This is a genomic window from Actinoplanes nipponensis (assembly GCF_016862275.1).
Taxonomy (GTDB): domain Bacteria; phylum Actinomycetota; class Actinomycetes; order Mycobacteriales; family Micromonosporaceae; genus Actinoplanes; species Actinoplanes nipponensis.
This window is the reverse complement of sequence record NZ_BOMQ01000041.1, coordinates 31,235-53,597: the sequence shown is the minus strand read 5'-3', so window position 1 is coordinate 53,597 and position 22,363 is coordinate 31,235. Positions and strand designations below refer to the sequence as shown.

General features: G+C 70.8%; 20 protein-coding genes. 8 read left to right on the top strand and 12 right to left on the bottom strand.

Features of this window, described 5'->3' with window-relative positions:
- From Ani05nite_RS16885 to Ani05nite_RS16865, 5 genes are all read right to left on the bottom strand, one after another.
- A partial coding sequence (locus tag Ani05nite_RS16885) for an NB-ARC domain-containing protein (RefSeq protein WP_203769379.1) occupies positions 1–1,394 on the bottom strand: 1,394 nt, incomplete at its 3' end.
- Positions 1,391–1,807, bottom strand: coding sequence for a hypothetical protein (locus Ani05nite_RS16880; RefSeq protein WP_203769377.1), 417 nt, complete (start codon positions 1,805–1,807; stop codon positions 1,391–1,393). The genes Ani05nite_RS16880 and Ani05nite_RS16885, both read right to left, overlap by 4 nt.
- Positions 1,808–2,270: 463 nt before the next feature.
- Positions 2,271–2,546: a tyrosine-type recombinase/integrase gene (locus Ani05nite_RS16875; RefSeq protein ID WP_203769375.1), complete on the bottom strand. Its 276-nt coding sequence runs from the start codon at positions 2,544–2,546 to the stop codon at positions 2,271–2,273.
- Between the two features lie 157 nt (positions 2,547–2,703).
- The gene (gene fxsT, locus Ani05nite_RS16870) at positions 2,704–5,169 is read right to left on the bottom strand and encodes an FxSxx-COOH system tetratricopeptide repeat protein (RefSeq protein WP_203769373.1); all 2,466 of its coding nucleotides are present in this window, start codon (positions 5,167–5,169) and stop codon (positions 2,704–2,706) included.
- Complete coding sequence (locus tag Ani05nite_RS16865; protein ID WP_203769371.1) at positions 5,166–5,582, bottom strand: hypothetical protein; 417 nt, start codon at positions 5,580–5,582, stop codon at positions 5,166–5,168. Before Ani05nite_RS16865 ends, fxsT begins: the two co-directional genes overlap by 4 nt.
- A gap of 528 nt (positions 5,583–6,110) precedes the next feature.
- Here Ani05nite_RS16865 and Ani05nite_RS16860 point away from each other — a divergent pair.
- Both Ani05nite_RS16860 and Ani05nite_RS16855 read left to right on the top strand, forming a co-directional pair.
- On the top strand, positions 6,111–7,115 hold the full coding sequence (locus tag Ani05nite_RS16860; RefSeq protein ID WP_203769369.1) for a sporulation protein: 1,005 nt from the start codon (positions 6,111–6,113) through the stop codon (positions 7,113–7,115).
- A 93-nt stretch (positions 7,116–7,208) separates the two neighbouring features.
- The gene (locus Ani05nite_RS16855; RefSeq protein ID WP_203769367.1) at positions 7,209–7,478 is read left to right on the top strand and encodes a GlsB/YeaQ/YmgE family stress response membrane protein; all 270 of its coding nucleotides are present in this window, start codon (positions 7,209–7,211) and stop codon (positions 7,476–7,478) included.
- An 84-nt stretch (positions 7,479–7,562) separates the two neighbouring features.
- Here the strand turns inward: Ani05nite_RS16855 and Ani05nite_RS16850 are convergent, their stop codons facing one another.
- From Ani05nite_RS16850 to Ani05nite_RS16840, 3 genes are all read right to left on the bottom strand, one after another.
- On the bottom strand, positions 7,563–8,450 hold the full coding sequence (locus tag Ani05nite_RS16850; RefSeq protein ID WP_203769366.1) for a LamG domain-containing protein: 888 nt from the start codon (positions 8,448–8,450) through the stop codon (positions 7,563–7,565).
- Positions 8,451–8,526: 76 nt separating this feature from the next.
- Entirely contained in the window at positions 8,527–9,552 is a 1,026-nt protein-coding gene (locus Ani05nite_RS16845; protein WP_203769365.1) for a hemolysin family protein, read from the bottom strand.
- Positions 9,545–10,879, bottom strand: a complete 1,335-nt coding sequence (locus tag Ani05nite_RS16840) for a hemolysin family protein (protein ID WP_203769364.1) — start codon at positions 10,877–10,879, stop codon at positions 9,545–9,547. Before Ani05nite_RS16840 ends, Ani05nite_RS16845 begins: the two co-directional genes overlap by 8 nt.
- A 128-nt stretch (positions 10,880–11,007) precedes the next feature.
- Here Ani05nite_RS16840 and Ani05nite_RS41105 point away from each other — a divergent pair, with 128 nt between their 5' ends.
- Together Ani05nite_RS41105 and Ani05nite_RS41100 are read left to right on the top strand one after the other, a co-directional pair.
- Positions 11,008–11,322: a GOLPH3/VPS74 family protein gene (locus Ani05nite_RS41105; protein ID WP_239130080.1), complete on the top strand. Its 315-nt coding sequence runs from the start codon at positions 11,008–11,010 to the stop codon at positions 11,320–11,322.
- A complete protein-coding gene (locus tag Ani05nite_RS41100) occupies positions 11,316–11,672 on the top strand; it encodes a GOLPH3/VPS74 family protein (protein ID WP_239130079.1) in 357 nt (118 codons plus the stop codon). Before Ani05nite_RS41105 ends, Ani05nite_RS41100 begins: the two co-directional genes overlap by 7 nt.
- A 16-nt stretch (positions 11,673–11,688) precedes the next feature.
- On the opposite strand, the gene Ani05nite_RS16830 is transcribed toward Ani05nite_RS41100, so the two are convergent.
- A complete protein-coding gene (locus Ani05nite_RS16830) occupies positions 11,689–13,827 on the bottom strand; it encodes a (Fe-S)-binding protein (protein ID WP_203769363.1) in 2,139 nt (712 codons plus the stop codon).
- Between the two features lie 212 nt (positions 13,828–14,039).
- Positions 14,040–14,303, bottom strand: a complete 264-nt coding sequence (locus Ani05nite_RS16825) for a cell division protein CrgA (RefSeq protein ID WP_203769362.1) — start codon at positions 14,301–14,303, stop codon at positions 14,040–14,042.
- A gap of 168 nt (positions 14,304–14,471) precedes the next feature.
- Between Ani05nite_RS16825 and Ani05nite_RS16820 the strand changes: the two genes are divergently transcribed.
- From Ani05nite_RS16820 to Ani05nite_RS16805, 4 genes are all read left to right on the top strand, one after another.
- Positions 14,472–15,281 carry a DUF881 domain-containing protein gene (locus tag Ani05nite_RS16820; RefSeq protein ID WP_203769383.1) on the top strand — a complete coding sequence of 270 codons (810 nt, stop codon included), beginning with the start codon at positions 14,472–14,474 and terminating at the stop codon, positions 15,279–15,281.
- A 1,355-nt stretch (positions 15,282–16,636) separates the two neighbouring features.
- Entirely contained in the window at positions 16,637–18,154 is a 1,518-nt protein-coding gene (locus Ani05nite_RS41095; RefSeq protein WP_239130078.1) for a class E sortase, read from the top strand.
- An 11-nt stretch (positions 18,155–18,165) separates the two neighbouring features.
- Positions 18,166–18,447 (top strand): hypothetical protein, encoded by a 282-nt coding sequence (locus Ani05nite_RS16810; RefSeq protein ID WP_203769361.1) that lies wholly within the window; start codon positions 18,166–18,168, stop codon positions 18,445–18,447.
- An 8-nt stretch (positions 18,448–18,455) separates the two neighbouring features.
- Positions 18,456–19,106, top strand: coding sequence for an aminodeoxychorismate/anthranilate synthase component II (locus Ani05nite_RS16805; protein WP_203769360.1), 651 nt, complete (start codon positions 18,456–18,458; stop codon positions 19,104–19,106).
- 66 nt (positions 19,107–19,172) lie between these two features.
- Here the strand turns inward: Ani05nite_RS16805 and pknB are convergent, their stop codons facing one another.
- Both pknB and Ani05nite_RS16795 read right to left on the bottom strand, forming a co-directional pair.
- Positions 19,173–20,981, bottom strand: a complete 1,809-nt coding sequence (pknB, locus tag Ani05nite_RS16800) for a Stk1 family PASTA domain-containing Ser/Thr kinase (protein WP_203769358.1) — start codon at positions 20,979–20,981, stop codon at positions 19,173–19,175.
- Positions 20,978–22,363: a serine/threonine-protein kinase gene (locus Ani05nite_RS16795; RefSeq protein ID WP_203769356.1), complete on the bottom strand. Its 1,386-nt coding sequence runs from the start codon at positions 22,361–22,363 to the stop codon at positions 20,978–20,980. Before Ani05nite_RS16795 ends, pknB begins: the two co-directional genes overlap by 4 nt.

Here is a 22,363-nt window from a genome sequence, read left to right as displayed (position 1 = left end):
CGGGCGGCCTCGGTGATGGCCAGTGCTTGGGTGCTGTGGAGTTCAGCCTGCTGGTAGAGGCCCTGGCTTCTCTCGAAGACGCCGGTCTCGTTGAGTAGGCGGCCGAGTGCGGTGTCGGTGCTGTGGGGCAGATGGTTGGTGAGGGTGGTGATGTGGGGGAGTAGGTCGCGCCAGCGAGGCCAGCCGGCCGGGTCGCCGCCAGGGTTGGCGGGGGCGGCGGTGTTGAGGAGTTGGATGGCCTGTGAACTGGGGTCGGTGGTGGTTTGGCTGGCCGGGGGTGTGAGGCGGACAACGGTTTGGACCAGCCGGTGGGTACTGACCGTGGCCGTGTCCAGGGTGATCATGCTGTAGGAGGCGAGCAGACCGAGTGCCAGGTCGGCGGTGGTCTGGTCGCCGTTGGTGAGGGCGGTGATCAGGTCGCGGGGGATGTCGTCGGGGGCGAGCCAGGCCAGGACTCGCAGGATCTCGACCGCCCCGGGATTGGTGGCGGTCAGCGCATCGAGAGTGACGGCCCAGACCCGGGTGACCGCGCGTTGCGCGTCCTGCCCTGGTGCCATCCCGGCGAGCAGACTGCCAGCCTGTTCGTCGTGGAGGCGGTCGTGGTAGGCGGCCATCGAGGTGCGGTGATGGTTGATGTAGGCGGCGGCCTGCTCCAACGCCAGCGGTAGACATCCCAGATAGGCGGCGATCCCGGCAGCAGCGGCGCGGTCGTCCTGGCCGGTGCGTTCGGACAGCATCTGCACGGCCTCAGCTTGGGTGAGGGTGCCCAGTCGGATCGGGATGAGGCCGTGGCTGGTCCATTCGATGTCGCGGCGGGTGGTGATCAGCACCCGGCCGCCGTCGACGCCGCCCAGCAAAGCCTGAATGTCTCCCGGTTCTTCGACGTTGTCGAGGATCAACAACCAACCGTCATGGTGATTCAGCCAGCCTATGGCCCATGCCTCGGCTTGATCGTCGGGCAGCACCGTTGTGGCAGGCGCCAGCCGGTGCGCCAGCGCGGCCAACCCGGCCGTGAGATTGGCCCCGCTGTCCGCACCGACCCACCACACACCTGTGTACCGATCCCGGCAGGCATGTGCGTGATGGAGCGCAACCTCGGTCTTGCCGACGCCTCCGAGTCCGGTGACGCTCTGGCCGATCACCCCGTGCGTGCCGGACGCTAACGTCTGCGCGACCTCGTTCATGACGGTGTCGCGGCCCACGAACACCCGCGACGGCCGGCGCGGCACATTCCACAACCCCGCAGGGCATGGCACCTGCTCCGGGGACTTGAGCTCACCAGAGCCGATGCTCACAAACCTCGGGTCGTCGCCGGTGCTGATGGTGCCGTAGTTGGAGCCAGCCGCGACGGATCGCTCACCGGGTGCGGTCGGACCGCCGGCCGCTCCGGTCACCGGTGAAAGGTGGGGTTATCCCCGGTGCTGGCGATACCGGAGTTCGTGCCCATCGCGATGGATCTGATCCCGGAGGCTTCGTTGTGCACCGTGCCGGCGGGCAGCAGCTGTGCCACGTCGCGGGCGAGGTCCGGGTCAGCGGCGAGCGCTTTACGGATCTGCAGCTTCAACACGGCCTCGCTGTCTTCCTCACCGGCCGCGACGTCGACAATCGCACCCTCGATCACCTGCCGCGACTCCTCACGGCCCAGGATCCGGTTCAGCAACCGGTGCCCGACCCCCACGGTCGCGTCTGACGCCTTGTCCACCACCGTGTCACGGACTTTGTCCAGCGTGGTCACCCCGTACGCGGTCACCGCGGCCGTCACATACGGCATCACCGCAGCAGCGGTCTGCACAACATCGACATCCATCCGACCTGCATACACCCGACACCGATGTCACTGACATCACCAATCGGACACCTGACACCGATGATCGGCAGACCACCCGAACGGCCGACCCCGAACGTGAACACGCTCCAGGTCATCCCGTGCCATTGGCGTGCCATTACGACAGGCAAAACAAGGTCACTCCAGGCCACCCAGAGCACCAACCACCAGCACCAGACAGCCCCCACCAGTCGATCTTGTACGGTTCCCAAGCTGACAGTGCGGGTTCGATTCCCGTCACCCGCTCCAACGACTGAGGCCCAGGCCAGCGGCATGATCCGCGACCTGGGCCTTCGTCATATCTGATCTCTATTCGGCGGTCGTGCCCCCTGCGTGCCCCTTCGGGCTCGCGTGCCCTGCGGCTCCGTGCCCCGCGCGTCCTCCACCAACTTGCCGAGCGCGTCAGCGATCTTCCGGTCTCGGCCCGCTGTCTTGTGCAGTTAGATCAGCGCGGCCCGCGTGGTGGAGTGACCCATCCGACGCGCAGCGTCGCCCCGGTCTCGGCCGCCCAGGTGTTCCCCGTGTGCCGGAGATCGTGGAAGTGCAGACCGGGCACGCCAGCCTTCTCGATGGCGGTGCGCCAGTGCTCCTCGAAGTTCGACCGGCGCAGCGGTCCATCTTTCGGCCCGACGAACAGCAGGGAGTCCGGCCGACTACCGGTGAACTCCGAGAGGTGGTGCACCGCGTTCGGGATGAACACCAGCGGGATGGTGACGCTCACGGCCGACTTGGGAGGCCCGAATACCAGCTCGCCCGTGGGTAGCTCGACGATTGCTCCACCGTGACCGTGCCGTCCGTGGTGTCGACGTGCGTGCCATTACGACAGGCAAACCAAGATCACTCCAGCCCTCTCAGAGCCTCTGACCTGCTTTTCTCCGCTAATACGGCAAGCCGCCGCGGATCGTGCTTGTCGTCGGGTGGTGGGGTCCGAGGGCGGTTTCGCTGATGGTCAGGGCGCGTTGCTGCAGCGGCACCGCCTCCGCCGTGCGGCCCAGGGCGTACAGCGTGCCCGCGAGGTTATTCAGCCGGATGGCGACGTCGGGGTGGTCAGCGCCGAGGGCAGTTTCGGTGATGGTCAGGGCGCGTTGCTGCAGCGGCAGCGCCTCCGCCGTGCGGCCCAGGGCGTACAGCGTGCCTGCGAGGTTGTTCAGTCCGATGGCTGCGGTGGGGTGGTCCGGGCCGAGGGCGGTTTCGGTGATGGTCAGGGCGCGTTGCTGCAGCGACAGCGCCTCGCCGGCCCGACGCAGGGCATACAGCGTGCCCGCGAGGTTGCCCAGCCGGATAGCGACGGTGGGGTGGTCCGGGCCGAGGGCAGTTTCGGTGATGGTCAGGGCGCGTTGCTGCAGGGGCAGCGCCTCCGCCGTGCGGCCCCGGGCCTGCAGCGTCTGCGCGAGGTTGTTCAGCCGGATGGCGACGTCGGGGTGGTCAGCGCCGAGGGCAGTTTCGGTGATGGTCAGGGCGCGTTGCTGCAGCGGCAGCGCCTCGCCGGCCCGGCCCAGGGCACGCAGCGTCTGCGCGAGGTTGTCCAGCCGGATGGCTGCGGTGGGGTGGTCCGGGCCGAGGGCAGCTTGGCTGATGGTCAGGGCGCGTTGCTGCAGGGGCAGCGCCTCCGCCGTGCGGCCCAGGGCGTACAGCGTGCCCGCGAGGTTGTCCAGCCCGATGGCAACGTCGGGGTGGTCAGCGCCGAGGGCAGCTTGGCTGATGGTCAGGGCGCGTTGTTGCAGCGGCAGCGCCTCGCCGGCCCGGCCCAGGGCCTGCAGCGTGCCCGCGAGGTTGTCCAGCCGGATGGCGACGTCGGGGTGGTCAGCGCCGAGGGCGGTTTCGGTGATGGTTAGGGCGCGTTGCTGCAGCGGCAGCGCCTCGCTGGCCCGGCCCAGGGCGTGCAGCGTCTGCGCGAGATTGTTCAGCCGGATGGCGACGGTGGGGTGGTCCGGGCCGACGGCGGTTTCGGTGATGGTTAGGGCGCGTTGCTGCAGGGGCAGCGCGATGTGGTGCTGTCCCTGGGTCCACGAGAACAAGGCGGAGTTTGAGAAAAGCGACGCGTGGGCTTCGTTGGCCTGCTCATCCGAGGTGCACCGGGCAAATGCGTCGATGTGCGGGTTGAGGGTGCGCCAGCGTGGCCAGTCCTCGATTGCCGTTTGGATGTTGCCGTTCGGGCACGCAGCAGCGAGCAGCGCGGTTACCACGGCGGGCGGCTGTAGTTCGTTGTGGCCGTCAGGCGCTGGGGTCGAGTGAGTGCGTAGGACGGCTTGGACGAGGCGATGGACGCTGACGGCGTCCTCAGTAAGGGTGATCATGCTGTAGGACGCCAACACGCCGAGGGCCTGGTCGACGTGGTCGGGGTCGAGCGCGGTGAGCATGTCGCGGGGGATGTTGTCCGGAGCGCAGTAGGAGATGACCTGCAGTAGCAGCACCGCAAGCGGGTCACGCTGCGCGATGGCATCGAGGGTGACTTGCCAGACCCGGGCGACGGCGCGGGCCGATTCGTCGGTCTCGGCGACTGTCGCAAAGGCCTCGGCGGGGCGTTGCCGCAGCAGTTGTAGGTATGCGCTGAGGCTGATGTGCTGCTGGGCGATGTAGGCGCCGGCCTGATCCAGGGCGAGCGGTAGATGGCCCAGTTGGGCGGCCAGAGCTTTAGCGGCGACGGGTTCGTCGCGGCCGGTCAACTCTTCAAGCAACTCGATCGCGGCGTCGGCGCTAAGGATGTCAAGGGACAGTGTTCGGGCGGCGCCCCGCCAGCTGATGTTGCGGCGCGTGGTGATGATGACGTGCCCCCGTCCACCGACGCGGCCCAGCAGTCCGTTGATGTGCTGGCGGTTGTCGACGTTGTCCAGGACGAGTAGCCATCCGGGGTGGCTCTGCAGCCACTGCACCGCCCACGTGGCGGCGTCGGCCGTCTTCGCCTCAACGAGAGCGAGGGTGGGGTTGAGCCGGTGGGCCAGCTCGGCGAGTCCTGCGTCGAGTCGTTCCGGTTCGTCAGCGACGATCCACCAGACCAGCCGGTAGCGATCCCTGTGATTGGCCGCGTACTGGAGGGCCAGTTCGCTCTTGCCCACCCCACCCAGCCCGTAGACGGCCTGGGTGACGACGCTGGTGTGGTCAGCGGTCAACGCCTCTTCGAGCGCTTGCAGCGTCTCGGCTCGTCCGACGAACGGATCCGTGGGAGGCTTTATCAGATTGTCCAGCCGCGACGGCATCGCCACCTGGTCCGGCAGGGGCAACCCGCCCGACCCGACGGTGACGAACCGCGGGTTGGCGCCCGTGTTGGTGATACCGGTATTGGTACCTACCGCCGCCGATCCGGGACCCGAGGCGACCGGTCCGGCAGGAGAGGTTGCGCTCACCGGTGGAAAGAGGCGTTGGCGCCGGTGTTGGCGATGCCGCTGTTGGTCCCGATGGCGATCGCCCCCGCCCCGGACGCTTCATTGTGTACGGATCCGGCAGGCAGCATCGCGGCCACGTCCTGGGCGAGTTCGGGGTCCGCCGCCAGGGCTTTACGGATCTGCAGCCGCAAGGCGGACTCGCTGTCCTGCTCGCCCGCGACGACGTCAAGCACGGCACCCTCAAGAATCTCGCGTGACTCCTCCCGGCCGAGCAGGCGGTTCAGCATCCGCTGGCCCACGCCGACGGTGGCATCCGTGGCCTTGTCGACCGCGGTGTCGCGAATTCTGTCCAAGGTGCTCATCCCGTACGTGGTCACGGCGGCGGTCACGTACGGCATCACCGCGGCAGCAGTCTGAGCAGCATCAACGTCCATCCCACCTACCTACACCGGCTAGAGCCACGCAGTAGGTGCAAGTCGGGCATCTGTCAGCGACGACCAGCAGTCCAACCGGACGGCCGATCCCGAACGAGCCCGGTCATCGTCAACACCCCATTCAGCCTGCCCGCGCCATTGGCGTGCATAAGCGGAGGCAAACCGAGGGCACTCCAGGCCGCTGAAGGCGCCGGTGAGGTCGCGTCGTGGTTGTCCATCTGGGGATCTTGTACGGTTCCCAAGCTGACAGTGCGGCTTCGATTTCCCTCACCCGCTCCAACGACTGAGGCCCAGGCCAGCGGCATGATCCGCGACCTGGGCTTCGTCATATCTGATCTCTGGTCGGCGAACGTGCCCTTCCGTACCCCGCGCGTCCTCCGCCAGCTTGCCGAGCGCGTCGGCGATCTTCCTGTCCCGGGCCCGATGTCTTTCAGCCACTATTCAGCGTGTTTGGCCACTTTCGTCCGTGTCGGTGGCTCGACACCCGTCGGGTACCGGATTCGACGGCTCTGACTCGCGGGAGAAGACGTGGTTTTCAAGAAGATGCTGGGCGCGCTGGGCGTGGGCGGCCCGAGTGTCGACACCGTACTGGCGCAGCCCGGCGCGCAGCCCGGCGGTCCGTTGGCGGGGCAGGTCAACCTGGTCGGTGGCAGCACGGACGTGGAGATCGAGCACATCACTCTGAGCCTGGTGACCCGGGTCGAGGTCGAAGGCGGAAGCGGTGACTTCGGCGCGACCGGCGAGTTCCACCGCACCACCGTGAGCGGTCCCCTGCGCCTGGTCGCCGGGCAGCACCTGTCGCTGCCGTTCCAGCTCGTGCTGCCCTGGGAGACCCCGGCCACCGCCGTCTACGGCCGGCCGTTGCCCGGCATGGTGATGGGCGTGCGCACCGAGGTGGCGATCGCCCGCGCCGTCGACAAAGGAGACCTCGACCCGGTGCAAGTGCACCCGTTGCCGATCCAGCAGCGCATCCTCGACGCCTTCGCCCAGCTCGGCTTCTCCATCAAGGGCGCCGACCTGGAGTACGGCCGGATCGCCGGCGTGCCCCAGAGCTTGCCGTTCTACCAGGAGATCGAATACTTCCCGTCGGCGCAGTACGCGCACGCGGTCAACGAGGTCGAGCTGACGTTCGTGACCAACCCCCACGCCGTCGAGGTGGTGCTGGAGTTCGACAAGCGCGGCGGCATGTTCGGCGGCGGCCACGACTCCTACGGCCGATACACCGTTTCCCACGCCGACGCCGACGCCACCGACTGGGCGCAGGTGGTCGACGGCTGGGTACGCCAAGCCCTCGAACACCGGCGGAGCATGCCCGGATTTGCGGTGGCCTCTGCATCCGATCACGGCCACCCCGGATACGTGCAGCCCGGCTACGGCCACGCCGGGCATCCGGGATACCACGGCCACTACCGACAGCACCATGGCTCCGGCATGGGCGGCGTCGCCGCCGGAGTCGCCGGTGGTCTTGCCGCCGGCTACGTCGCCGGCGAGGTCATGGACGAGGTCTTCGACGACGAGGGCGGCGATGAATAGCCACCCCGGGACCGGTATCGCGAGACGGGTTTGGCGGTCGGTGCTTGACGGGAATCCTGCGGAGCGCAGCACCCCCTAGCCAAGGAGCCTGACGTGCACGTATCCGGGATCATCACCGCTCTCATCATCGGCTTGATCATCGGCGCGCTCGGCCGCCTGGTCGTGCCGGGCAAGCAGAACATCCCGATCTGGCTGACCATGGTGATCGGTGTCGTCGCCGCGCTCATCGGGACCTTCATCGCCTCCGCGCTCGGCGTCAACGACACCAAGGGCATCGACTGGATCGAACTCCTCATCCAGGTCGTCTTGGCCGCCGCCGGTGTCGCCGCGGTCGCCGGCATGTACGGCCGCCGCCGGGTGTAACACTCACGAGCAGCACCAGTTCACCGTCTGACCAAGCCCGCCGGTTGCCCTGCACAGCCCGGCGGGCTTTGTCACGAATTCGGCTCAGTTGATGGTCAGGAAGACGTTGTCGATCTGGCCGGAGAACTGGTCGTTGCCCTTGCCGGCGCCCTTGCCACCCACCCGCAACGGCTCCGCGTTCGCGATGGACAGGCTCGCGGGCACCGGGACCCAGGCGCGTACCTGGCCCTCGACGGTCAGGGTGAGGCGGTCGCGGCTGCGAGCGCACATCAGGTTGTGCCATCGGCCGTCGGCCACGTCGAGGGACGGCTCCGCCCGGTAGATCCTGGTGCGGCCCGCGATGACGCAGCTCGGGTGGCCCTGCCGGTGGTCGACCTGGAGCTTGAACTGGCTCACGCCGCCGACCGAGTAGCCCTTCTGGAAGACGTTCGCGCCGTCCGCCAGGTCCCGGTGGGTCATCAGGATCGACGCCCCGTACCGCATCGGGCGGGTGCCGGGGTTGAGCGCGTCCTCCCGGAAGCCTTCCAGGATCGCCCGCGGGCACTGCCGTTCGCGGGCCAGGGTGCAGCGGGAGGGATAGCGCACGGCCAGGCCCTTGCCCTGCGGCACCAGGGTGAGGGTGCCGCCGTTCTGGCCGAGCGGCCGCAGCGCGAAGGCGCCGTGGAGGTCCGTCAGCGGCCGGTGCACGCCCCCGTCGAAGGTGTACCGGACGGCGATCGGGGCCCTGGCCACGGCTACCCGGCCGGCCTGCGGCACGGTGGCGAGGCCGGCGGTCGTGCTGGTGAGCACGCCGGCGCCGGCCGCGTCCGGCTGGGCGGCGACGTACTGCTGGCTCAGGCGGGAAGTCGGGGAAGCGGGCTGCGCGAGTTGGGCGGCGAGCAGGCCGGAGCCCAGGGCGGCGGTCGCAACCAGCGCGCCGAGGGTGCTGACGCGCCGGCGTGCGCCTCGCGGGGACCGTCGAGAGTCGAACATGCGGTTATTGTCCGGATCGCTGCTTTGACCCGCCGGTACAAACCCCGGATGAGCGCAAATGTGGGTTAAAGCACCCTCACGCGGTCGGTCGAACGGCGGGTTCGCCGATGACCGCATGCAGCACGTCGTCCAGGGCGATCACCCCCAGCGGGCGGCGCCCGTCGCTCACCAGCACGATGTGGCGGCGGTCGCGCCGCATGGTCAGTAGCAGGTCGGCCAGCGTCCGGTCCGGCGCGACCACGGCCAGCGGACGGATCTTCTCGGCCGGGATCGGGAGGCTGCGCTGCCCACCCTCGTACCCCAGCAGGTCCTTGACGTGCACGAAGCCCAGCACCCGCCGGGTCTCGCGCTGCACGACCGGCAGCCGCGACCGGCCGCTGCGCGTCGCCACCGCCTCGATGATCGCCGGCGACGCGTCGTCGGCGACCGTCGTCACGCCCGCCCAGGGCTGCAGCGCGTCCGCCGCGGTCCGGTCGTTCAGGCCCAGCGCCGCGTGGATCCGGGCGTACTGCTCGGTGCCGAGCAGGCCCTCGGCGCGCGCCTGGGTGACCATGCCGGCCAGCTCCTCCGCGGTGAACACGGTCTTGACCGCGTCGGTGGCCTCGATCTTCCACAGCGAGAGGACCATCCGCGAGGCCCAGCGCATCGCGACCAGCAGCGGCTTGGTCCCGGTGCAGAACGCCAGCATGAACGGGCCCAGCACCAGCGCCGAGCGCTCCGGCCCGGCCAGCGTGATGTTCTTCGGGACCATCTCGCCGACCACGGTGTGCAGGAACACCACCACGCCGAGGGCCAGCACGAACGCCACCGGGTGCACCGCCCGGTCCGGCACGCCGATCGCGCCGAACGGGCCCTCCAGCAGGTGGGCCAGCGCCGGCTCGGCGATCGCGCCCAGGCCCAGCGAGCAGATCGTGATGCCGAGTTGGGCGCCGGCGATCATCAACGGGATCTGGTTCATCGCCGACAGGGCCCAGCGGGCGCGCCGGGAGGTGGCGGCCAGCGGTTCGAGCGCGGTACGGCGGGAGGCGATCAGCGCGAACTCGCCGCCGACGAACAGCGCGTTGCCGAGCAGCAGCACGACGGTGACCAGCAGCTCAGTCATCGGCCGGCTCCGGCGGCGCGACGACCCGGACCTGCTCGATGCGGTGCCGGTCGACCTCGATGACGGTGAACTCCCAGCCGTCGTGCGCCAGCGACTCCCCGACGACCGGGATGTGGCCGAGCCGGGAGAGCAGGAAGCCGGCGAGCGTCTCGTACGGCCCCTCGGGCAGCCGGAAGCCGGTCTGCTCGGCCACCTCGTCCTCCCGCAGCAGCCCGTCGACCAGGAACTTCTTGTCGTCGCCGGGGGCGGTCAGCTCGGCGCTGCCGGCGTCGGCGAAGTCCACGTCGTACTCGTCGGCGATCTCACCGACCAGCTCCTCGATCAGGTCCTCGACCGTGACCACGCCGTCGGTGCCGCCGTACTCGTCCACCACGATCGCCATGTCCGCGTCCGCGGCCCGCAGCGCGGCCAGCACCTTGTCCAGGTCCAGGCTCTCCGGCACGAGCACGGGCTCGCGGGCGACCGTGGACACCGCCGTGGCGGCCCGGCGCTCGGGCGGCACACCGAGGGCGTCCGACACCCCGACCACGCCGACGACCAGGTCGAGGGTGGACTCGTACACGGGGAACCGGGTGTGGCCGGTGGCGCGCGCCGCCACGATGAGATCCGCCACGCTCGCGGTGGTCTTGAGCCCGACCACGTCGACGCGCGGGGTCATCGCCTTGGCCGCGCGCTTCTCGCCGAAGCGGATCGTGCGGCGCAGCAGCGTCGCCGTCTCCGTGGGCAGCGCGCCCGCCCGGGCGCTGATCGCGGCCAGCAGGCCGAGCTCCTCGGGGGAACGGGCGCTGGCCAGCTCCTCCTGCGGCTCGATGCCCAGCCGGCGCACCAGCCAGTTGGCCGAGCCGTTGAGCGCGCCGATGAGCCACTTGAAGAGCCGGGAGAAGGTACGCAGCGGAGCCGCGGTGGCCAGGGCGACGCGCATCGGCCGGGCCAGGGCCGCGTTCTTCGGCACCAGCTCGCCGAAGAGCATGGAGACGATGGTGGCGAGCACCAGCGCGAGCACGTGCGTGACAGTCTCGGTGGCGCCGTCGGCGATCGGCTCGACGGCCGGCCGGAACAGCCGGGACAGCGCGGGCTCGGCCAGGTAACCGGTCAGCAGGGCGGTGAGCGTGATGCCGAGCTGCGTCCCGGAGAGCTGGAAGGAGAGCTCGTGCAGGGCGTTCTGCACCGTACGGGCCCGCCGGTCGCCGGCCTCCGTACGCGTGTCGATTTCCGCCCGGTCGACGGTGACCAGCCCGAACTCGGCTGCCACGAAGAACGCGTTGCCCGCCGTCAGCAGCGCGAAGGCAGCCAACGGGAGCACCGTCGTCAGGAGCGGGCCGTCCATGATCGGTTCACCTCGGCCCTCATTGTGCCGGAACGCCGCCCGGCCCGCGCTCACGGTGCTGAAGATCATCATCGCCGGGGGCCGGGCCGCCGCCCGTGAGCTGGGCTGCTGCGAGTTACGGTCGGTTGATGAACCTCGCCGAGGAATTCGCGTTGCTCGCCTACGGCGACGACGGCGCACCCGACACCGACAACGTCCGGCTGGACCACGGCCTCGGAGGCGCCCTACTGCTGGAGCTCGCGATCTCCGGGCGGGTCGGCCTCGAGGACCAGCGGGTCGTGGTCACCGATCCCACCCCGACCGGTGACCCGCTGGTCGACCAGGCGCTGGACCGGGTCGCGGGCGACGGCCGGGCGGCCAAGCCGGCGCACTGGGTGAAGAAGTTCGCCAAGGACGCCCGCAAGCTGACCCTCGACCGGCTCGTCGCGCAGGAAAGGTGCTGACCCGGCAGCAGGACAAGGTGCTGCTGGTCTTCCCCCGGACCCGCTATCCGGCCCCGCACGGCGTCGAGCCAGTGCCGGAGACCGAGGCCCGGCAGCGGCTCACCGCCGCCGTGTCGGCGACGGGGCCGGTCGAGCCGCGTACCGCCGCGCTCTGCGCCCTGGTGGCCGCGACCGGCCTCGACCGCAAGGTCTTCCGCTCGCTGGACCGCAAGCGGGTCTCGGAACGCCTCAAGGAGATCACGGCGGGCGACTGGGCCGCCACGGCGGTCAAGCGCACCATCGACGAGATCCAGACCGCGGTGCTCGTCGCCGTGCTGGCCGCGTCGACCTCGAGCGCCGCCACGTCCTGACCCGCGCGGGCCCGGGCTAGGCGGGCGCCTTGTCGCCCTTGATCGACCGGAGCAGCACGCTGGCCACGTCGATGACCTCGACGTTCTCCTGCTCGCCCTTGCCGGTGACCCCGTCGCCGATCATCGTGTAGCAGAACGGGCAGCCCACGGCGATCGTCTTCGCGCCGGTGGCCAGGGCCTCCTCGGTGCGCTCCACGTTGATCCGCTTGCCGATCTTCTCCTCCATCCACATGCGGGCGCCGCCGGCGCCGCAGCAGAAGGACCGCTCGGAGTTGCGCGGCATCTCGACCAGGTTGGCCGCCTCGCCGAGCACCTCGCGGGGAGCGTCGAAGACCCGGTTGTGCCGGCCCAGGTAGCAGGGGTCGTGATAGGTGACGTCGCCCTCGATCGGCTGGACCGGCGTGAGCTTGCCCTCCTTGACCAGGTGGGCCAGCAGCTGCGTGTGGTGCACGACCTCGACCTCGAGGCCCAGCTGCGAGTACTCGTTGCCGAGGGTGTTGAAGCAGTGCGGGCAGGTCGCGACGATGCGCTTGACCTTCGCCTCCTGCAGCGTCTCGACGTTCTGCTGGGCCAGCATCTGGAAGACGAACTCGTTGCCGATCCGGCGGGCCGGATCACCGGTGCAGGTCTCGCCCTCGCCGAGGATGGCGTAGTTGACGCCGGCCTCGTGCAGCAGGGTGGCGACCGCCCGAGTGGTCTTCTTCGCCCGGTCCTCGAAGGCGCCGGCGCAGCCGACCCAGAACAGGTAGTCGAAGTCCTCGGTCTCGCCGACCCGGGGCACCTCGAAGTCCAGGCCCTTGGTCCAGTCCTCGCGGGTGTTCTGCGGCGCGCCCCAGGGGTTGCCCTTGTTCTCCAGGTTGCGCAGCATGACGCCGGCCTCGGCCGGGAAGCTCGACTCGATCAGCACCTGGTAGCGGCGCATGTCGACGATGTGGTCGACGTGCTCGATGTCGACCGGGCACTGCTCCACGCAGGCGCCGCAGGTGGTGCACGACCACAGCACGTCCGGGTCGATCACGCCGCCCTCGGCCTCGGTGCCGATCAGCGGCCGGTTGCCCTCGGCCAGGGCCAGCACGTCCAGGTGCGCGAGCTGGGCCTCGGTGGCCTTCTCCTCGCCGGTCAGGTCCTTGCCGCCGCCCGCGAGCAGGTACGGAGCCTTCGCGTAGGCGTGATCGCGCAGCGAGAGGATGAGCAGCTTGGGCGATAGCGGCTTGGCGGTGTTCCACGCCGGGCACTGCGACTGGCAGCGGCCGCATTCCGTGCAGGTGGAGAAGTCGAGCAGGCCCTTCCAGGTGAACTGCTCGACCTGGGCGACGCCGAACTGGTCCTTCTCGGGGTCGGCCTCCTCGAAGTCGAGCGGCTTGCCGTCGCTCATCATCGGCTTGAGCGCGCCCAGGCCGGAGCCCGCGGGCTTCTCCGGGCTGCGCTTGAAGAAGATGTTGAAGAACGCCAGGAAGCGGTGCCAGGCGACGCCCATCGTCACGTTCAGCGCGATGACGATGAGCCAGCCCATCGAGATGAAGATCTTGACCAGCGCGACCCAGGTGGGGCCGTTCGCCGCGGCGGGCAGCAACGCGCCGACGCCGTGGCTGATCGGCGTGGCCCAGGCGGGGTACTCGAAGGTGTCGTTGGCGACCTTGAAGCCCCGGATCAGGAAGCCGCAGATCAGCACGCCGACGATGACGGCCTCGACGAAGTAGCCCTGCCACATCGTCGAGCCGGTGAACCGGGAGACCTTCTTGCGCCGGTCGCGCTGGCGGATCGCGATCAGCACCAGGATGCCGGCCAGGCCGAGCGCGCCGATCAGCTCGGTGACCAGGCCGTACGCCGTCCAGTGGCCGATGATCGGCAGCCCGCCGGCCGGGTCGACGACCTCGAAGTAGGCCTCGACGACCAGCAGGAACAAGATCATGAACGAGACCATGACGAACCAGTGGGCCGCCCCGATCACGCTCCACTTGAGCATCCGGGTGTGACCCAGGGTCTCGGTCAGCATCGTGCGGGTGCGGGCGCCCTTACCGGTGAACCGCGCCGGGTCCGGACGGCCCTGCCGGATCACCGCGGTGATCTGCATGACCGCCCGTACCGCGAGCACGATCGCGACGAGGGTCACGACGCCCACCAGGACGGTCGCGACGATCTGCACTGGGCCCATGTGCTTGTGCCTCCTGGAGTCAGCCGGCTCGCCGACCTATGTTACCCATGAGTAATCAGAATGCGAGCGGCAGTCCGGGCAGGGCTTTCACGTCGTCCGGCGGTTCGCAGTCGAAAGCGCACCCCGCGGCTCGGACGCCGGGTGCGCTGTCGGACAAATCAGACGATGACCACGCTACCGCGCCGCCGACAGCGGCGCGGCGGGCTCGGCAACTAGCGCCAGCGGGACAGGATGCCCAGGGAGGCGACCATGCAGCCGAAGCCGACGAGGAGGTTCCAGTACCGCCAGGCCTCGACCGGGTACTGCTGCTCCGAGAGGTAGTACACCACCAGCCAGGTGATGCCGAAGACGATCAGCGCGACCGCCGTGATGGGCAGCCACACCGGACTCGGCTTCTTCGACGCCGCCGTCGCGGACGGGCGAATGTCCGTCGGCGGGGTGTAGACCTTCTTCTTGCGAACCTGTGACTTCGGCACGGTGCTCTCCTGAGGGCAACAAGTGGTGAACAACCCACCCCTGAGCGGCTCCGGGGACCCCGAAAGCTGCCCGTGGCGAATACTGTTCGATAGCTAGCGTAGTCAAGGCGGCGCGCGCACAGGCACCCGCCGGTGGGTTTTTCGGCCGAGCCAGGGAGGACAACCGACGTGGAGTACACCACGGGGGCGCCCTCGTGGCGACTTGTCCTGCGACGAGCCCTGGGCGGGCTGCGCCCCCGCCGCAGGGCTCAACGGCAACGCGGCTGGTCGGTGGCGGTCCCGTTGATCGGGCTGGCGGCCGGCCTGCTGTTCACCACCTCGGCGACGACCGCCGACGGCACCGCCCTGCGCGACGACCGCCGACCGCAGCTCGCCCAGCTCATCGCCGACAAGCGGATCCGGCTGGAACACCGCGAGAAAAGGGCCGCCGACCTGCGAGCCTCCGTCGATCAGGAGGCGGCGCGGCTGGCCGACGTCGACGAACCGGTCAAGCGCGCCCGCCAGCGCGCGGACGCGATGCGCGCGGGCGCGGGCTTCACCGCCCTGCGCGGCCCCGGCATCACGGTCAGCCTCAACGATTCGCCGCAGCGCACCACCGGCACCGGCGAGGCCGCCCCCGAGAACGACGATCTGGTCGTCCACCAGGGTGACGTCCAGGCGGTCGTGAACGCCTTGTGGGCAGGTGGGGCCGAGGCAATGGCGATCATGGATGTCCGCGTCATCTCCACGAGCGCGGTACGCTGTGTCGGCAACACGCTGCTGCTCCACGGCCAGGTCTTCTCGCCACCCTTCAAGATCACTGCGATCGGCGAACCCACGGCGATGCACCGCGCGTTGGAGTCCGCAGAGGGAGTCCAGCAATTCCGGGCGGCAGTGGCCGACTTCGGCCTCGGCTATACGGAAACCGTCGAGAGGAACGTGACTGTGCGGGCGTACGACGGGTCGAGTGACCTCCGATCCGCCGAGGCCACGGAGTGATGGAAGCGTCGGACGCCCAGGAGGGCGCGGCGAACTCCGGCCGGCACCGCGCGCCCGACGGCGACGCTCAGACGGCCTTCATTCCCCGGATCACGGACGCTTCCCCGGACGGAGTGCCGGGCGGGCCCCTGGACCCACCGGCGAGCCTCGGGTTGGCCGCGCCCTGGCCGGCGCCGGCTGCTCAAGCACAGGCGGCGTCTTCGGTTGCTCCCGGTTCGCCGGCTACGGGGGTTGCTGGTTCCGCTGCCGGATCTCCTGGTGCCGCCGATACCGCCATTATTCGGACCGATCCGCCGCCGCTTCGGGGTGAGCCGGCCACGGGGACGGTTGATCCTGTGGTGGCTCGGGCCGCGGCAGCCGCTCGGGCGGCTGCACGCGCTGATCGGCCGGCGACCGGGGCCTCGCCGCCGCCTTCGTCTTTGCCTGCTGTGGGCGGTGTCGCCCCGGTGGTGGCCGCCGCTGCTGCTGTGCCCGTGGCGCCCGCTTCGCCGGTGCCGCCCGCTGTGCCGGTGCCGGCTCCGCGTGGCGCCGCCGGCGGCGGCGACTTTGATTTCTTCGCGGCTGCGGTCGAGGAGGCTCGGGCGGCTCGGGAATTGGCTTCCGGACAGTTCGCCGGTGGCGGCGCAGCGGCGGTTCCGCCCAACGGTGACGGGCGGTCGGCGGCTACGGGCTCGGCGGACGCCTACCGGCAGCGATCCGCCGGAGTCTCCGTTCCGGGGGGCTTCGCCCGGCAGCCCACCGCGGATGATCCGCTGCGGGCCGGGAGTGGGGCTTCGGCCTCCGTCGACTTCACCCGGCCGCCCGCCGAGATGTCCGTGGCCGGCGACCACGCGCGACCCGCCAGCGGCGCCCCGATGGACGGCGCGCGACCCGGCAGCGGCGCCCCCGCAGACTTCACCCGGCCCGCCAGCGGCGCCCCCGCGGACTTCACCCGGCCCGCCAGCGGCGCCCCCATCGGGGGCGGCTACGCCGATCCCAGCGGCGACCCGCAGGCCGCAGCGTACGGTTTCGGGCCGGCCCCAGCCGACCATCCCACCCACGCCGAATTCCTCCCGCCGCCCGTTGCCTCCGGCACGGCGACATCGATCCCTATCCCGGCCCGGCCGGACGCCGAGGGCCACCGCCCGCCGGCCGACGACTTCGATCCCCGGCGCAGCCCTGGCCAACCCTTGGCGCCCGAGCAGGATCACGACGTCTACCCGGCCCCCACCAGCAGCTATCGCGGACCCGTCGACGCCCGCCGATCGTCCGCGCGACGCGCCCCGGAACCGCCAGTGGCAGCCCCCTTCGACACCCCCACCGCCCCGAACGCAGCGCCGGGCACCGTCGGCGCGCGCCGGGCAGCGGAGGAAGCCATGCCCCGCCGGCTGGCCCCGGAGGGCTTCAGCAGGGCCAACGGCACCGAGCCGTGGCCGGCTGAGAGCTACCCCGAGTCGTCCAACGGCTACCGTCCGGACGCCGGTCATGCCGAGGCGGCCAACGGCTTCGGCCGCCGCGCCACCGGTGCGGCCGCGGTTGGCGGCGCTTTCGCGGCCGCCGACGGCAGCCGGCCGAATCCGCAGGCCACCACGAGTCCCTTCGACAGCAGCCGGGCCGGCCGCAGCGCGGACCCGCAAGCCACCGGCACCGCCTTCGCCCCCGGACGGGACGGAGCCGCCCTGAGCGGCCCCACCCCCGACACCTTCCGCCCACGGACGGAACCCCTCGGCAACGGCCGTCCCGCGGTCGGCGCCCGCCGGCCGTTCGACGGCTACCCGTCGGGCACCCCGGACGGCCGCAACGGCCGTGACCCCGCCGCATGGCGACCGGCGCAAGACCCGCCGAGCAACCCGGACGGCCGCAACGGCCATGACCCCGCCGCATGGCGACCGGCGCAGGACCCGTCGGCCACCGCGATCATCCGTACCGCCGATGCGCCGACCGGCCTGCTGCCCTCGGTCCGGGCCAAGGTCGCCTCCTCCGCGCCCGACCCGGCCGCTGTGCCTACCCCCCTGCCCAGCGGGTCCGGCGACGTGGGCGCCGCTTCCGTCGCGGCCGCGGCGGCCGCCGCGGCCGCGGATCCCGATCCCGGTGGCGTGGCGGAGGACGCCAAGCCGCGCCGGGGTGAAAAGGTCGTCAAGTTGCGACCCGAGCAGACCGACGAGGGTTACAAGAGCGTGTACTCCGAGCTGACCCGCCCGACGCTGGGCTCGCGCATCCGGGCCGGCATCCGGGTCTCCGGCGAACTGATGATCACCTTCGGGCTGATCGTGCTGCTTTTCGCCGGGTACGAGGTCTTCGGCAACTCGGCCAAGGTCGACAACGAGCAGGACACCCTCGCCACCCAGCTCGACGACCAGTGGAACGATCCCACGGTCGCGCCGAGCACGCCGGTCAAGGCCGCTCCCGCCGCGCCCGGCAAGAACCTGGTCGGGCGGCTCTACATCCCGAAGCTGGGCATGGAGTGGGTCGTCGTGAACGGCGTGCGGCCCGTCGACATCCGGTACGCGCCCGGCCACTATCCGGACACCGCGGATCCCGGCGAGATCGGCAACTTCTCGGTCGCCGGGCACCGGATCCGCAAGATCTTCTGGCGGCTGGACGAGCTCAAGCCGGGCGACGTGATCGGCGTCGAGACCCGCACCAACTGGTACGTCTACAAGGTCAGCTACAGCCAGGTCGTCAAGCCCAGCGCCGTCGAGGTGGTGGCGGCGGTGCCGAACAAGCCGAGGGCCAAGCCGACCAAGGCGATGCTCACGCTGACCACCTGCAACCCGAAGTTCAACAACTATCAGCGGCTGATCGTGCACGCCGAGCTCGTGGACACGGTCAAGCGCGACGCCACGCTGCCGCAGGCCGGCCGGCCCGCCGACATCGGCAAGACGAAGGCGTAGGGAGGGCTGCGATGTATGCCTGGATCTGGCGCAAGCTGCCCTTCGGCCTGTGGGGCAAGCTGACCGGTTCGCTCGCGCTGGTCACCCTGGTCGGCGCGCTGCTCTGGTACGTCGTCTTCCCCTGGGCCACCCCGTTGCTGCCGTTCGACGACGTGCAGGTGGGCACGGGCACCGAGCAGGGCGGCCCGGCGCAGCAGGACCCGAACGTGGTGCCGGGTGACGACCCGCAGCTGGGGCCCGAGGAGCTGCCGTACAACGAGCACACGAACAATCCCGAACCGACGGCCAGCTAGGTGATCCCGTGCGCATCCTCGTGATCGACAACTACGACTCGTTCGTCTTCAACCTGGTGCAGTACCTCGGCCAGCTGGGCGCCGAGTGCGAGGTCCGGCGCAACGACGAGATCACGGTGGCCGACGTCGCCGGCTTCGGCGCCGCCGGGGTGCTGCTCTCCCCCGGACCGGGTACGCCGGACCGCGCCGGCATCATGATGGACGTCATCGCCGAGTACGCGGGCAAGCTGCCGATGTTCGGCGTCTGCCTCGGCCACCAGGCGATCGGCGCGGCGTTCGGTGGCACCGTCACCCGCGCCCCCGAGCTGCTGCACGGCAAGACCTCCACCGTGCGGCACAAGGGCGCCGGCGTGCTGGCCGGCCTGCCGGATCCGTTCACCGCGACCCGCTACCACTCGCTGGCCGTGCTGCCGGAGACCCTGCCCGCGGAGCTCGAGGTGACCGGCTGGACGGAGTCAGGCGTGGTCATGGCGATGCGCCACCGCACCCTGCCGATCGAGGGCGTGCAGTTCCACCCGGAGTCGGTGCTGACCGAGGGCGGCCACACCATGCTGGCCAACTGGCTGGCCTCCTGCGGCCTGCCGGAGGCCCGGGACCGGGCCCCCGAGCTCGCCGCCGAGGTGGAGAGCCGCCGGCGCTCCGCCTTCGCCACCGCCTGAGCCCGCCACGACCGGAACGAGAAAAGCCCCGGACGCGACCAGCGTCCGGGGCTTCCTGTTCTCGGCTCAGCGGTTGACCAGGCCGCCGAGCGTGCCGCCGTCGCCCGCGCCGCCGCCGTCGCCGCCCGGCGGGGTGGAGCCGCCCGGGTCCGGGGTGCCGGAGTCGTCGGGGTTCGGGTCCTGCTCGGCGATGACGGTCAGCGTGATCTGGGTGTCCCTGGTCTTCTTCTGCTTGGCGTTCGGGGTCTGGTCGACGACCTGGCCCGGTGTGCCCTGCTGATTCGACGGCTCGACCTCGATTTTGGTGAAGCCGGCCTGCTGCAGCAGCGCCTTGGCCACCTCCTCGGTCTTGCCGACCACCGACGGCACCTCGACCAGGTTGCCCCGGGAGATCTTGACCGTGATGGTGGTGCCGGGCTTGACCTTCTCGCCTTCCTTCTCGACCGAGATGACCCGGCCCTCTTCCACGTCGCTGTTGGTCGGCTCGAAGCTCGGCACGAGGTTGGCGGCGCGCAGTGCCTGGTCGGCCGTGTCGCGGCTGGCGCCCCGCAGGCCGCTGGGCACCCGGGTCTCCTCGGGACTGACGCACATGGTCAGGGTGACCTGCGTGGTGACCGGCACCGTCTCGGCCGGCTTCGGATCCTGCGAGTCGACCTTGTTGTCGCAGTCGTCCTTGGTGACCGCCTTGCCGGTGGTGACGTTCAGGAAGCCCGCCGCGGTGAGCCTGTCCCGGGCCGCCTTCTCCGACAGGCCCTCGACCTTCGGCACCCCCTTGGTGGCGACCGGGTCCGGTTCCCTGTCGTTGCTGCGGGACAGCATCAGGCCGATGCCCAGCGCCACGACGGCGAGCACGCCCAGCGCGGCCAGCACCGCCATCACCCAGGACGAGGTCTTGCGTTCCGGCGGCTGCGGGCCACGCGGGCCCACACCGGCCGGGATCGCCCTGGTCATGGCCGTCTGCTGGCGCATCGGCGGGCCGGACATGGCCATGGTCTCGGCCTCGGACATCACCGGGGTGGCCATGACCGGGCGGCCGGCGACCGCGCGCAGGGCGTCGGCGCGCATCTCCTGCGCCGACTGGTAACGGTTCAGCGGGTTCTTGGCCAGCGCCTTGAGCACGATCGCGTCGACGTCCGGCGGGACCTCGCGGTTGATGTCGCTCGGCGCCTTGGGGTCCTCGCGGACGTGCTGGTAGGCGACGCTCACCGGGCTGTCGCCGACGAACGGCGGGTGCCCGACGAGGAGCTCGAAGAGCACGCAACCGGCGGCGTACACGTCGGAGCGGGCGTCGACGGACTCGCCGCGGGCCTGCTCCGGGGAGAGGTACTGGGCCGTGCCGATGACCGCGCTGGTCTGCGTCATCGTGGTGGCGCCGCTGGCCAGGGCCCGGGCGATGCCGAAGTCCATGACCTTGACCTGGCCGTTCGGTGTGATCATCACGTTGCCGGGCTTGATGTCCCGGTGGATGATGCCGTGCCGGTGGCTGAACTCCAGCGCGGCGCAGATGTCGGCGATGATCTCCAGCGCGCGGCGTGGCTGGATCCGCTGCTCGGCCGCCAGGACCTCCTTGAGGGTCCGGCCGCCGACGAACTCCATCACGATGAACGGCAACTTCTCGCCGGTCGAGGACACCTCTTCGCCGGTGTCGTAGACCGCCACGATCGCCGGGTGGTTCAGGGCGGCGGAGTTCTGCGCCTCCCGGCGGAACCGCTCCTGGAAGGTGGCGTCGCGCGCCAGGTCGGTGCGCAGCATCTTGATCGCGACGTCCCGCCCGAGGCGCAGGTCACGACCCTTGTGCACCTCGGCCATGCCGCCGTAGCCGAGCAGCTCGCCGACCTGATACCTGCCACCGAGCAGGCGGGCCTGCGCCGTCATAGCGTCTGTCGTCCTTCGGTCGCGTGGGTCAGGCTGAGCGGAGCGGCAGCCTGCTTCGTAAGACGGTACGACGCCACCGGCGCCCGTGGCTCGAGCGGAGCCGCCTGCACGACGGTGGCCCGCGGCCCGCTCCCGCCCATCGCGGTGTTGCCCTGCTTGATCAGGAACGAGATGACCCCGGCGCACAGCAGGACGAGCAGCCCCAGCACGACGGCCAGCACGATCAGCACCTGTCGTCCGCCGGAGCCCTCCGGCTGCTTGCCGGCCTGCATCGGCGGCTGCTGCATCGGCGGCGCCGAGGGATGCCTGTACGGCGGCTGCCCGGACGGCACGGACGCCGCGCCGCGCGCCTGGGACCCGGACACCGGCCGCGGCACCGGCGGGTACGGCGGGCGGGCCTGGCCGGAGACGGGGTGCCCGGGCGGGCCGGAGGCGGGCGCCCCGGAGTGCGGCCGGTTGGCCACCACCGGGCCACCGGACTGCGGCCGGTTCATCGCCGGGCCACCGGACTGCGGGCGGCCGACCGGGGCCGAGCCGTTCACCGCCGGCTGCTGCACCTGGGTGGTGAGCGAGGAGGCGGCCTGCCGGGCCACGGCGGCCATCGCCGAGGCGGTGGGCCAGCGGGCGCCCGGGTCCTTGGCCAGAGCCCGGTCCACGATGGCCCGTACGGCCGGCGGGATGTCGGCGGGCAGCGGTCGCGGGGTGTCCCGGACGTGCTTCATGGCGATCTCGATGGGCGTCGCGCCGTCGAACGGCCGGTGCCCGGACAGGCACTGATAGGCGACCACGCCGAGGGCGTACACGTCCGAGGCGGCCGTGGCGACCGCGCCCGAGGCCTGCTCCGGGGAGATGTAGGAGGCGGTGCCGAGCACCGAGCCGGCCACGGTGAGCTGCCCGACCAGGGCCGAGCGGGCGATGCCGAAGTCGGTCAGCACGAGCGTGCCGTTCGGGCGTACCAGGAGGTTTCCGGGCTTGACGTCGCGGTGCACGATGCCGTTCGCGTGCGCGGCCTGCAGCGCGTCGGCGGCCTGGGCGACCAGCGCCATGGTGCGGGCCGGGGTCAGCCGGCCGACCCGGCTCAGCGTGCGCGACAGCGCGTCGCCCTCGACGTACTCCATGACCAGGAAGGCGAGCTGCTGGTCGCTGCCGTAGTCGTAGACGTCGACCACCCCGGGGTGGTTGATCGTGGCCATGGTCCGGGCCTCGCCGCGGAACCGCTCGGCGAAGCCGGGCTCGTCGAGCAGGGCCGGGAGCAGGATCTTGACGGCGACCGTCCGGCCCAGCACCTCGTCGGTGCCGCGCCACACGTCGCCCATGCCGCCGCCGGCGATCCGCTCGTCCAAGCGGTACCGGCCGCCGAGGGTGACCCCAGGGCTGATCAT